This window comes from Lactiplantibacillus sp. ME-2 (assembly GCF_022549155.1).
Taxonomy (GTDB): domain Bacteria; phylum Bacillota; class Bacilli; order Lactobacillales; family Lactobacillaceae; genus Lactiplantibacillus; species Lactiplantibacillus plantarum.
This window is the reverse complement of the sequence record NZ_JAKZEQ010000003.1, coordinates 62,001-74,306: the sequence shown is the minus strand read 5'-3', so window position 1 is coordinate 74,306 and position 12,306 is coordinate 62,001. Positions and strand designations below refer to the sequence as shown.

Sequence of the window (12,306 nt, the reverse complement as noted above, 5' to 3'; positions counted from 1 at the left end):
ATGAGGAGTTGGAAGAATATGGAATCAATCACGGTAACGTCGCCGGAAGCAACCATGGCAATCGGGGCCAAACTTGGCCAATTAGTGCAACCTGGTGATTTAATCTTACTAGATGGTGATTTAGGTGCTGGTAAGACAACTTTTACAAAGGGGTTAGCAAAAAGCCTGGGCATTCCTAATAACGTTAAGAGTCCGACTTTTACGCTCATCCGGGAATATCGTCAGGGGCGACTACCGCTCTATCATATGGATGTTTACCGCTTGGAAGATGGCGGTGCGGAAGATTTAGGCTTAGATGAATACTTTGATGGTGATGGCGTTAGTGTTGTGGAATGGTCACAGTTTATTGCCGACCTCTTACCGACGACTTACTTGCGAATTGCAATTAGCCGGGACACTGATGCCGATGACCAGCGGGTAATAACCTTCAAGCCCATTGGTGAACACTATCAACGACTGGTTGATCAATTGAAGGAGTGACAACCATGGCAGAAGAAGTTGTTGATGTACGGCCTGCTGAAGTCGCGGATGCAGCACAATTATTAGCGCTACTCGCTCAGCTCGGACGTGAAAGTAATACTTTCACTGTTGATGAGGGCATTGAGGATTTGAGCGAAACGGATGAACAGGCGCAAATTGAGCGTATCAATGGCACAACGACCAACATTATTTTCGTTGCGACATTAGATTCACGGTTGATTGGTGTGAGCACCGTGCAAGCTAGTACGGATTTTAGTGCGGCGCAAGGTGAAGTTGGCGTAGCGGTACTTAAAGAATTTTGGGGCATGGGTCTGGGGACTGCTTTGATTGAGGAAGTCTTAGATTGGGCGCGTAACTATAGCTCATTGGAACGCCTCGTGTTGACGGTCCAGTTACGAAATGTGCGTGCCGTTAAGCTGTACCAGCATCTTGGGTTCGAAAATTGTACGGCAACGAGCTATGATGTCGTTGACCCAACCGGCAAACGGGTTCCAGCTATTGATATGGGAATCTGGGTTTGAAATCCGGGATTCGCTGAACTGACGGCAAACAGGTTCTGATAGTAGATGGGCCGGAATTTAAGCGTTGACGAACCAGGCCTAACCGGCGACGGCTTGTGAATGATTGGCTCATCTCCCAGTCGGTTGGGGGAATTGATAAGCTGTCTACGAGTATTGATAATCGGTAGCGATGCGTAAACAAAAAAGTCCAGCATCTTATTGCTGGACTTGCATAAATTTAATTTTAACCCTGAACGCGAACGAAAGGTTTGAGTTGCTCAGTTCCAAAAGCTTGCGCTTCGGTGAGTAAAATGTTGGCGCAAGCTAGGCTGTCATCTAGTGCATTATGATGATGCTGCAGGTCGATATCCAGTGCTTGACAGACTGTATCCAGCTTGTGATTAGGCAATTCTGGATAGAACCGTTGACTGGTCTTGACGGTATCCATGGATAGGTACTCCGGCGCGCTGATGCCGTAGTGGGCAAGCGTATTGCGTAACACACCAATATCAAAAGGCGCGTTGTGCGCAATTACGAGGCGGTCGCGTTGGAAGAATGGTGCAATGTGTTGCCAAACGTCTGGAAACTTGGGCGCGTCTGCGACATCTGCTTCATGAATCCCATGAATTTGGACGTTCCGCCAGAAAAAATCGCTCTCTGGTTTGATGAGTGTGTAAAATTCATCGCTGATTTGGTTATTACGGACAACCGTTAGCGCCAGTGAACAAGCACTGTCGCGTTTCGCGTTCGCCGTTTCAAAGTCCATTGCGACAAAGTTCAAAGTTGCCACCACCGTTTCTAAAGAATAGGATTATCGTACAAAGAATCTCGTTAATTTTCAAGTTAATGGTTCGGAAGGATAATATCGAGTTCCACTGGACAGTGATCAGAACCAAAAATTTCATTATGAATGCGGGCGTTTAGGAGCTGACTGTCTAATTGCTGTGACGTAATAAAGTAGTCAATTCGCCAACCAGAATTGTTGTCACGTGCATGCCCACGATAACTCCACCATGAGTAAATGTCGGTTTGGTCAGGATAGAAATGCCGGAATGTGTCGGTATAGCCCGCTGCAAGGAGGCGGTCAAACTTGGTCCGTTCTTCGTCAGTGAAGCCGGCACTATGGTGATTGCTACGCCAGTTCTTCAAGTCGATGTTTTCGTGGGCCACGTTAAGATCACCACAAAAGATCAACGGCTTGTTGGCACTCAAACTGTTAATATATGTGAGAAAAGCATCTTCCCACTGTTGCCGATAGTCGAGACGTTTTAATTCACCGCCTGAATTAGGAGTGTAACACGTCAAGACGTAGTAGTCCGCATATTCAAGGGTGATGACGCGACCTTCGTCATCGAATTCTGGTACACCGATACCATAAGTTACATTGAGCGGCTTGTGTTTGGTAAAAATCGCCGTACCCGAATAACCCTTGCGCTCGGCATAGTTCCAGTATTGATAATAACCTGGGAAGTCCAGTTCAATTTGGCCCGCCTGTAATTTCGTTTCTTGTACACAGAAAAAGTCGGCATCGAGCTCATTAAAAGTCGTGACAAAGCCGTGTTTGACAGCAGCACGCAGTCCATTAACGTTCCAAGAGATAAGTTTCACGTGAGTTTCAGACCTTTCAAGTAATTTACTCATATTGTAACACGGCAGCCACTGGTTATTTTAATGACAATTGAATCAGTGCGCCGTGATTAAAGCCAGACACGGCGGATAGATGTGCGATAGGGTGACAAAGCATGCTGGTGTCTTTGGTTGGCCTAGTTTCAGCGCGTCCGAGCGGGTATCTTTGGCTTTCAGTGATGGCACGTTTTTCCAGCTAACAATCACTGGCATGAATTGGACGCTGAATGATTTAAATCAGTGTGCCACGGAGCAATCAGTAGTAGCTAAAAGAAGATTGATGATAAAATTGGAGGAATATCGATGTTAAAAATTGGGGTCATTGGTTTAGGTAACATTGCTCAAAAGGCGTATTTACCCGTCATGGCGGCGATGCAAGACCAGTATGAATTTCATCTAACGACGCGTAATCCGGAAAAACGAGCACAACTAGCGACGATGTATGGGTTTCAACACACCCATGCGACCCTTGAGGAATTAATGGCAGTTAAACCGGCGGCCGTATTTGTGCATACTCCCACGGACACGCATGCAGCAATCATCAAGCAGTTGTTATTAGCTGGGATTCACGTTTATGTCGATAAGCCAGTCGCGACTGATCTTCAGGTGGTCCAAAGTTTGTATGATTTGGCTGCGGCGCGGCACCTGTTATTGACTTGTGGGTTTAATCGGCGTTTTGCTCCTTTTAATCAGCAATTGAAGGCATTGCCTGACAAACGGATGTTAGTGGCTGAAAAGGTTCGCGAAGTGGGTAGTCAAGATCCTGAAACGGCGGTTTTCGACCTGATGATCCACATGGTCGATACGGGGCTATTCTTGTTAGATGAACCACTTGAACACACTAGTGGTCGGTTGACGACGACGGCAACTGGCGCTTTGGCGCAAGGCTATTTGACGGTGCAGACGGCTCATGAGCAATTAGAAGTTATCACGAATATGTACGGTGGGGTCAACCTGGAACAAGTGACAGTCCAAACGACGGGGCAACGTGCGTCTGTGACTGATTTAAGTACTAAAACCGTGATGACGACGGCAACAACTACCACGACGGCTTTTCCGGATTGGACACCGACATTGGAAAAGCGAGGATTTGCACCGCTGATCCGTGCTTTTCTGACGGCGGTAACAACGCACGGGCCTAATCCAGTCGCCCCAACTGGCGCAATTACCAGTCACGCGGTGTGCCGTCATTTATTAAGTGATTAAAAAGTGCTAGAATTAACTGATAGGCTTACAAATTTCAACCTGATTATATCGTTTCAATAGCGTTTCAATGCTGCGGTGCTTGATACGTCGGCCTAAATTAAAAACGCTATGCGGTTAAAGTGATTATTAACGTAAGTGAATTAAATCGAAACACGAAAGGAACTTTTCACCATGACCAAAGATGTCTTGGCCACTTTTCCAGCCATCGAAATTAAAAAAAATGAATCACTAAGTCATTATACGAATACTAAAACAGGCGGTCCCGCCGATTACGTTGCGTTTCCAAAGTCAATCAGCGAGACGAAAGCTCTGATTACGTTTGCCAATGAGCAAAATTTACCACTAACCGTGATTGGTAATGCCAGTAATTTGATTGTCAAAGATGGTGGTATCCGTGGATTAACGATCATTCTCACCCGCATGAAGCAAATTCATGCGAGTGGCACCAAAGTTGTTGCTGAAGCGGGTGCCGCAATTATTGCGACGACTAAGGTTGCTTGTGGGGCTAGCTTGACTGGTTTCGAATTCGCAGCTGGGATTCCCGGTAGTGTCGGGGGTGCGATTTTCATGAATGCCGGTGCGTACGGCGGCGAAATGAGTGAAGTTGTTGAAACGGTGACGGTTTTGACGCCAGCGGGTCAGCTTAAAACCCTGGATCATGACGAATTAGATTTTGGCTATCGGCACAGTACGATCCAGGACTATGATGATATTGTCGTATCGGTGACGTTTGGTCTCAAGCCAGGTAATCAGACCAAGATTCAAGCGCGGATGGACGAATTGAATACGTTGCGAGCAGCCAAACAACCGTTGGAATGGCCATCATGCGGGAGTGTTTTTAAGCGACCAACTGGGTATTTTACTGGTAAACTGATTCATGATGCTGGCTTACAGGGCCATCGAATCGGTGGTGCTGAAGTTTCTAAGAAACACGCGGGTTTTATTATCAATGTCGATCACGCTACAGCGACCGATTATATGGATATGATTCACTACGTCCAGAAAGTTGTATTTGAACGGTTTGGCGTCCATCTTCAGACGGAAGTCCGAATCATTGGTGAAGACGTCGTTCAAGGTTAGTTATGTCAATTTAACAAAGGGGGCAACCACTAGATGCCGATTATCGAATTAGTGATTTTACTGGCATGTTTAGTGCTGCTGTCGAATGTATTGAGCCACTATCTAGTCGCAATCCCGGTCAGTTTAATTCAAGTCGGGCTGGGTCTAGGAGTGGCTTTATTATTAAATGTACAGGTAAAATTGCAAACGGATTGGTTTATGCTCGTCTTTATTGCGCCCATGCTGTACAACGATGGCAGAGAATTTCCAAAACAGGAATTATGGGAACTACGCGGGGCAATTTTTGCGAATGCAATCGTCCTCGTCTTTATTACCACCATCCTCGGTGGCTTTTTGATTCACGTATTGATCCCAACGATTCCGCTCGCTGTTGGAATCGCGTTGGCGGCCATTTTATCGCCAACTGATCCGATTGCCGTGCAGTCGATCTCGGAAGGGGTCAAGTTACCTAAAGAAATTTTGCACTTGGTCAGTGGCGAAAGCCTGATTAATGATGCGAGTGGGTTAATTGGGTTCAAATATGCGTTAGCAGCAGCGGTTACCGGTACGTTTGTACTCGGTGAAGCTGTTGGGGATTTCTTCTATATTAGTCTGGTCGGTTTGGCCGTTGGGCTGGCGCTGATCACGATCATTCAACTCATTCGGGACGTGTTACGACGAGAGGGTATCAACGATATCGTGTTCAACGTGGTGTTACAGATTCTCACGCCGTTTGCAATTTATTTCATTGCTGAAGAATGGTTCCACGCGTCCGGTGTTGTCGCCGTTGTTGCGGCCGGGGTATTATCGCACTTGCAAAATTCACATGAAAGTGAAGATGCGCCGGAATTACGATTAGTGACGGAACGGGTCTGGAACGTGGTTGTTTACTTATTGAATGGGATCGTCTTCCTGATTCTTGGTATTGAATTGCCGGCAGCAACGCAAGCAACCATTAAAGGCGCGCATACAAATACGTTTCATGCGGTCTTTGACGTTTTAATCGTCTGGGGGATTTTGTTACTGATTCGGGTTGCTTGGACATACGCTTACATGTTGTTCAACTGGTTACGACATCACAAGAAGGCCAAACCTAGTCTCAGAATTGCAGCATTGTCCGGTTTATCAGGTGTGCGGGGGGCCATTACGATGGCTGGGGTCTTCACGATTCCAACCGTGGTGGCCTCGGGCAAAGCCTTTCCGGAACGTGCGCTCGTACTGTTCATTGCGGCTGGAGTCATCATTGTAAGTTTAGTTGCTGCTGCGGCTATTTTGCCATTGATGGCGGCCAAATCACTCCCCTTTGTTACTCGGGGATCCAGTCCGGATGAAGACGACGCGGTCTTGGCAGACGGAACGGATGACGGTGATGATAGCAGTGGGCAATTACCACAGTTAACATACAAGCAAGCCCGCATTTATATCTTACAGTTAGCGATTCAAAATATTGAAGAACATCGGCGGCCAGCTAACCAACGTGCGGCCTATGATTTGATCCTGGACCAGCAGTTTCAGATTCGGCGTCTAGAAGTGGCGTCGCAGACTGCGGATGAGTTGGCGCCGATGCTGACAGATGAATTGGAACTTCGCTTAGTGGCACTGAATGGTGAACGGGCAGCAGTTAGAGAAATGATTGCCAATAAACAAACTAGTAAGTTAGCTGGACAGGTCTACTTGCGGCGTGTCGATCGGCGCGAACAACGTTTCTTACAGGCGACACATCGACAGGGGCTTCCGACACTGCGCTCATTACGGTTGTTGTTGACGCGTGCAATGCAAGGGATTCGACTATGGTTAGCACCTGGCGATAGCGAAGAATTACGAGTGGCGTTGTTGGATATTCAGCGTGAAGCTTCTAAAGCTGCTATTAAAGCGTTGTCGCAGTATCTCAAACAGGCCAACGTTGATGAGCAACAGTTTGATCGCCAGGCTCTGTATCACTTGATCGTTCATTACCGGAATCGCATCGAGAATGCGAAAAATGATCACACGTTATCACGTGATGATTATGAACAACAGCTGCATGGACTACGCATCAAGAGTCTTGGTGCCGAACGTGCGGGTGTACAGCATTTGTTAGAGAGTGGACAAATTAGTTTACGCACCGCGGCAAAGTTACGGCAGTTCATTAATTACTCGGAGAACTTATTGATGCTCAATGATATTGAGGCCGATGAAGATTAGTTAACTTTTTAGATTGTAAATCAGTAGTTCTAGGTTATAATGATGTTAGAGTAGTATTGACGGTGAATGGTTAGGTTTGCAAATTAATCATTACTTAAGCGGACGAATAAGGGCAGCCTTACAGGGGGAAACATCATTATGACAGAATCAGAAATTCATGAACGCTTCGTGGACACTTATATGCATATTTTAAAATATGTCGGGGACTTCGTTTCAGTGCCGACCCGGCCGTATAAGATAACGTTTGAGGCCTACACGGTTATGCGGATGATTGCAACAAGTGAGGAGCCGCTGACGTTGGTCAAGATTGCGAAAGAGCAGCGGGTTTCACGGAGTGCGATTGCACGTCAAATCAACGTGTTATTAGATTTGAAGTACATTGAACAGACCACGAATACGCATGATCGCCGAATCAAGTACTTATCGTTAACACCTGCTGGTCATAAAGTGGAACAGGAAATCACCACGGCTTCCGAGGAACGTTTTCATCAATGGGTCCAAGTCTATGGTGAAAAACGGGCAAGCGATACGTTGCGTTATATCAACGATGCGGAACAAAAGGCTACCGAACTGGGTTTCAGTGGCTTCAGTGGGTTGCATGATAAGCGGGGGCGGCATACCGAATATAGTGATCCTAAGACGAAGAATTAGCTAATATTTAGTTAATAATAAGAAACACCGTTTGAACCGATTATCAAATCAGTTCAAACGGTGTTTTTGATTACGCTAGGACTTATCCGGTGTTTGATGAGGAACTGTTGGCATCGTGAATCGCCAAGCCGCGTAGATGAGGAGTTGAAGTAACCACATCATCAAGACAAAAGCGAGCATCTTTAGCGACCACATTTCAACTAATTGTTTCACAATGTACTGTGGCGTAATTAGTAAGTAGATGGAGTGCAGTCGGAGGAATCGGCCAACGTAGACACCGACACTAGCAAATAGGAAGAGTGCGGCACAGATGATACCACGACTAGCAGGGAGTCGCTGGAAGTGTAAACGTTGGGTCAGTTGCTGGGCAATTCGGTCAACGCCCCAGGTACCAATGATTGTAGACACCATCATTGGCCCAACCAAGTAAGCGAAATCCCGCCACATCGGTAAGTCGAAGCGCAAGAGACCGTTGATGCCATACGGCTTCAATAGGCTGAGGTGGAATAAATCAGTCATTAAGTACGGTGCATTCGGATAGAAAAGCAACCAAATGACCGCAATCAGCCAAAATAATAGCGGGCTACGTCGGGGTGTCAGCCAAAAACTCAGCTCGATCGGGACATAAGCCAAAATTGAATTAAGTAATAGAAAATGGAACGCGCCGTGCAAGTCGACTGCTGCGAAGATGAAAAATCCCCAGAATGCGAGTCGCACAAACCACCGCTGTAACTTAGTCATTTAGTCACTTCCCTTCTGGTACTAATTCTAACAGAAATATTAATCAAGCAATATTAAATAACATCAAGCTTAATATTTATTCAAAATCTAGCTAAAAAGCGCAGGCTCTGCTGAAATCGCACCGCGAGAACCGGGTTGCCGTGCTATAATGTGAAAGTAAATGATTTTCATGAGGAGGAGACTAATGACTTTCAATTGGAGCGGTTTGTTGACCTTACAAAACTTTGTCCGACTCCTTGACATTCTTGCGGTATGGTTTGTCATTTATGAGCTGATTGTGTTGCTAAGGGGCACTAAAGCCGTACAACTGTTTCGCGGGATCGTTGTCATTGCGATTATTAAAGCTGTGAGTGTTTTGATTGGTCTGGACACGGTATCGTGGATTATGGATCAAATTATTAACTGGGCAGTCATTGCAATGGTTATTATATTCCAGCCCGAAATTCGGCGAGGATTGGAGCATTTAGGGCGTGGCTCCATGTTTGCGCGTGGTAAGCGTCAGAATGAAGATGAAGAGCGGATGATTGCCGAACTGGATAAGGCCATCCAATATATGGCTAAACGGCGGATTGGCGCTTTAGTGTCGATTAAGATGGACACGGGTCTTGAGGATTATATCGAGACTGGGATCGCATTAGATGCTGATATCACCGGCGAATTATTAATTAATATCTTTATTCCAAATACGCCGTTACATGACGGTGCCGTTATTATTCAAGATAATCAAATCAAGGTTGCGGCGGCGTACTTGCCATTATCTGAAAGCAATCTGATTCCTAAAGAGTTAGGAACTCGGCACCGTGCCGCGGTCGGAATCAGTGAGGTAACGGATGCCCTCACCATCGTCATTTCGGAAGAAACCGGTGAAGTGTCGATTACTAAGGACAATGAGCTGATGCGGGGGATGACGCGTGAAAATTACTTACGGTATTTCCGCCAAGTCTTACTAACGCCTGAGGATTCAACCAAGCAAAACGCGCTTCAAAATTGGTTTGGACGAGTTTTCGGAGGAGGTCCCCGAAAATGAAAAAATTTATGAATAGCAATTGGTCAATGCGGCTACTAGCACTGCTGTGTGCGTTGGTGCTCTTCGCCTACGTTAATTCGTTAAAGACAACGCATAACGCCAGTATTTTGACGAATAGTTCATCGAAAACGACATTGACATCTAACCGTAAAGTGACCATTAGCGCGCCCTTAGAACTGAACGTGAATAGTACGAAATATTTTGTAACGGGCTATCCCGAAAATATTAAAGTTACGATCGAAGGGCCGTCTGCTTTAGTCACAACTACGGCTAACACGCAGAATTTTAAAGTTTATGCTAATTTATCTAAGTTGGCAGTTGGGCGGCACAGTGTCAAAGTCGAAGTCGATGGCTTGAATAAAGAATTGAGTTATGGACTTAGTCAAAAGTACATTCATGTTAATATTCAGCCACGACGAACGGCTACTTATAAGGTCAGCGCAGACTTCAATAAAGCCAACGTAGCAGATGGTTATGAAGTTGGATCGGCACGGCTCGGAACATCATCTGTCAAAGTTACGGGCGCCGTCAGCGAAGTTAGCAAAGTCGCGAAAGTCGTTGCGGTCGTTAATACCAACAAGAATTTAGAGAAATCCGTGAACCAGCAGGCTATCATTGAAGCATTAGATGCCAACGGTCAAAATTTGAACGTTGTCTTGACGCCTTCGACCACGTCGGTGTATATTCCCATTACGCAGGCGACAACGACGAAAGATGTGCCAATCGATTTGAAAGCCAGTGGCAAGACCGCGGCGGACACCAGTTATTCATTCTCATCTGACACGAAGTCAGTGACGGTTACTGGCACGAAGGCGGCATTGGCGAAGTTGAAGTCTTTGCCAGTCAATGTTGATGTGACGAATGTTGATTCAACCACGACTAAGACGGTCGATGTTTCGACTAGCGATGAGGATGGGATCTCGTCAGTTAGCCCAACGTCGGTCAAAGTAAAAATTACAGTTAAAAATGATTAATCATGACACTTTTGAAATGAGGTAAATTATAATGAAATATTTTGGTACTGATGGTGTTCGGGGGATTGCAAATTCAGGCTTAACACCTGAAATGGCTTTTCGTTTAGGTCGTGCTGGTGGCTACGTATTGACGGAACATGCGGAAAACAAGAGTACGCAACCACGCGTTTTAGTTGCACGCGATACCCGGATTTCGGGCCAAATGCTGGAAGAAGCCTTGATTGCCGGCTTGCTTTCAGCCGGAATTGAAGTTTTACGTCTCGGTGTAATTACGACGCCAGGAGTGGCCTACTTAGTACGGATCCAAGATGCTGACGCGGGTGTCATGATCTCGGCTTCTCACAATCCAGTTGAAGATAACGGGATCAAGTTCTTCGGTGGCGACGGCTTCAAGTTGTCTGATGCCAAGGAAGAAGAAATCGAAGAATTACTGGATCAACCGAAAGACACTTTACCACGGCCAGCAGCAGAAGGTCTGGGGACAGTTGCTGATTTTCCAGAGGGTAATCTTAAATATTCACAATTCTTGGAACAAACGATTCCAGATGACTTAAGTGGCATTCATTTGGCTGTCGATGGTGCCAATGGTTCTACCAGTAACTTAGTTTCCCGGATTTTTGCGGATTTGAACGTGGAATTTGATACGATGGCTACGGCACCAGATGGCTTGAACATCAACAAAGGGGTCGGCTCAACGCATCCCGAAGCATTATCTAAATTCGTCGTTGAAAAAGGCGCTCAAGTTGGTTTAGCCTTTGATGGAGACGGTGACCGTTGTATCGCAGTCGATGAACTTGGAAACATTATTGACGGTGACAAGATTATGTACATCTGTGGAAAATTCCTCAGTGAACGAGGCAAGTTGAAGCAGGATACGGTCGTCACAACGGTCATGAGTAACCTGGGCTTATACAAGGCCTTAGAAGCAGCTGGTTTGCACAGCAAGCAGACCCAAGTTGGTGACCGCTACGTTGTCGAAGAGATGTTGAAGGACGGCTATAACCTTGGTGGTGAACAATCTGGTCACGTGGTCTTCTTAGACTTTAATACGACGGGTGATGGCATGTTGACTGGAATTCAGTTATTGCACGTCATGAAGGAAACGGGTAAGAAGCTTTCTGAATTAGCCGCCGAAGTGACGACTTACCCACAAAAGTTAGTGAATGTTAAGGTTCAAGACAAGAAAGCCGCTTTGAACAATGATAAGATCAAGGCAGTTATCAAGGACGTTGAAGATGAAATGGCCGGTGATGGTCGCGTCTTGGTACGGCCTTCTGGAACCCAAGATTTATTGCGGGTCATGGCAGAAGCGAAGACCGACGAACTGGTTAGCGCTTATGTAGATCGGATCGTCGATGTGGTCAAAGCTGAAGTTGGCGTTGAATAATTAAGTGATCAGACCGATCATCAAAAAAGTCGTTACTCCTAGAGTCGCGACTTTTTTTGTTGCCATGAAACGAACGGTTATTGCTAAATGCGGTTAACTGGCGACTGTCAGGGGACCCAGTGCCTCCCAAACCAATTTGACCGCAAAAAAGTTACAAAAAATTCGAAAATTCGTGATGCCCTTGATTTATAAGCGTTTGAGATTGGTATACACGCTAACTAACACGTATACCAATATAATATATTGTTGACTTTTATTAGATGTAACGGTAAAGTTAACTTGTTTCTAGGAAATATACCAATTGGAGGCTAGACTAGACCAATTGTTAATTGGTTAAAGCGGAATAGCGCCAGGACTTTAGAATCTAAAGTTGACGAGGATGACGTTTATCGATAATCGACGGGTGACGTCAGGGACTGCACTCTACAGGTCAATTACAAAAACCGACTGTGAGGTTGGTGACAGATATAT

Annotated in this window: 12 protein-coding genes; 9 read left to right on the top strand and 3 right to left on the bottom strand. The window is 45.9% G+C overall.

What is annotated here, in order from left to right:
• Positions 1-18: 18 nt before the first annotated feature.
• Together tsaE and MMY95_RS01770 are read left to right on the top strand one after the other, a co-directional pair.
• Positions 19-480 (top strand): tRNA (adenosine(37)-N6)-threonylcarbamoyltransferase complex ATPase subunit type 1 TsaE, encoded by a 462-nt coding sequence (tsaE, locus tag MMY95_RS01775; RefSeq protein WP_003643982.1) that lies wholly within the window; start codon positions 19-21, stop codon positions 478-480.
• Between the two features lie 5 nt (positions 481-485).
• Positions 486-1,001, top strand: a complete 516-nt coding sequence (locus MMY95_RS01770; RefSeq protein WP_003641062.1) for a GNAT family N-acetyltransferase — start codon at positions 486-488, stop codon at positions 999-1,001.
• Positions 1,002-1,224: 223 nt separating this feature from the next.
• Here MMY95_RS01770 and MMY95_RS01765 read toward each other — a convergent pair whose 3' ends face one another.
• Both MMY95_RS01765 and MMY95_RS01760 read right to left on the bottom strand, forming a co-directional pair.
• Positions 1,225-1,761 (bottom strand): 3'-5' exonuclease, encoded by a 537-nt coding sequence (locus tag MMY95_RS01765; protein WP_003645814.1) that lies wholly within the window; start codon positions 1,759-1,761, stop codon positions 1,225-1,227.
• A gap of 62 nt (positions 1,762-1,823) precedes the next feature.
• The gene (locus MMY95_RS01760; RefSeq protein ID WP_021356695.1) at positions 1,824-2,588 is read right to left on the bottom strand and encodes an exodeoxyribonuclease III; all 765 of its coding nucleotides are present in this window, start codon (positions 2,586-2,588) and stop codon (positions 1,824-1,826) included.
• A 321-nt stretch (positions 2,589-2,909) separates the two neighbouring features.
• Here MMY95_RS01760 and MMY95_RS01755 point away from each other — a divergent pair, with 321 nt between their 5' ends.
• The 4 genes from MMY95_RS01755 to MMY95_RS01740 all read left to right on the top strand — a co-directional run bounded on the left by MMY95_RS01755 (position 2,910) and on the right by MMY95_RS01740 (position 7,706).
• A complete protein-coding gene (locus tag MMY95_RS01755; protein ID WP_021356957.1) occupies positions 2,910-3,812 on the top strand; it encodes a Gfo/Idh/MocA family oxidoreductase in 903 nt (300 codons plus the stop codon).
• Between the two features lie 171 nt (positions 3,813-3,983).
• Positions 3,984-4,892 carry a UDP-N-acetylmuramate dehydrogenase gene (gene murB, locus MMY95_RS01750; RefSeq protein ID WP_053267134.1) on the top strand — a complete coding sequence of 303 codons (909 nt, stop codon included), beginning with the start codon at positions 3,984-3,986 and terminating at the stop codon, positions 4,890-4,892.
• Between the two features lie 33 nt (positions 4,893-4,925).
• The gene (locus MMY95_RS01745; RefSeq protein ID WP_003643985.1) at positions 4,926-7,055 is read left to right on the top strand and encodes a sodium:proton antiporter; all 2,130 of its coding nucleotides are present in this window, start codon (positions 4,926-4,928) and stop codon (positions 7,053-7,055) included.
• A 138-nt stretch (positions 7,056-7,193) separates the two neighbouring features.
• The gene (locus MMY95_RS01740; RefSeq protein ID WP_003641069.1) at positions 7,194-7,706 is read left to right on the top strand and encodes a MarR family transcriptional regulator; all 513 of its coding nucleotides are present in this window, start codon (positions 7,194-7,196) and stop codon (positions 7,704-7,706) included.
• A gap of 75 nt (positions 7,707-7,781) precedes the next feature.
• On the opposite strand, the gene MMY95_RS01735 is transcribed toward MMY95_RS01740, so the two are convergent.
• Positions 7,782-8,447: a DUF1361 domain-containing protein gene (locus MMY95_RS01735; RefSeq protein WP_015825221.1), complete on the bottom strand. Its 666-nt coding sequence runs from the start codon at positions 8,445-8,447 to the stop codon at positions 7,782-7,784.
• Positions 8,448-8,631: 184 nt separating this feature from the next.
• Between MMY95_RS01735 and cdaA the strand changes: the two genes are divergently transcribed.
• The 3 genes from cdaA to glmM are packed head-to-tail and all read left to right on the top strand — an operon-like array spanning position 8,632 to position 11,835.
• Positions 8,632-9,474 carry a diadenylate cyclase CdaA gene (gene cdaA / locus MMY95_RS01730; protein ID WP_021356940.1) on the top strand — a complete coding sequence of 281 codons (843 nt, stop codon included), beginning with the start codon at positions 8,632-8,634 and terminating at the stop codon, positions 9,472-9,474.
• Complete coding sequence (locus MMY95_RS01725) at positions 9,471-10,448, top strand: CdaR family protein (protein ID WP_003641072.1); 978 nt, start codon at positions 9,471-9,473, stop codon at positions 10,446-10,448. Before cdaA ends, MMY95_RS01725 begins: the two co-directional genes overlap by 4 nt.
• A 31-nt stretch (positions 10,449-10,479) precedes the next feature.
• Complete coding sequence (glmM, locus tag MMY95_RS01720; protein ID WP_003643988.1) at positions 10,480-11,835, top strand: phosphoglucosamine mutase; 1,356 nt, start codon at positions 10,480-10,482, stop codon at positions 11,833-11,835.
• Positions 11,836-12,306: the final 471 nt, after the last annotated feature.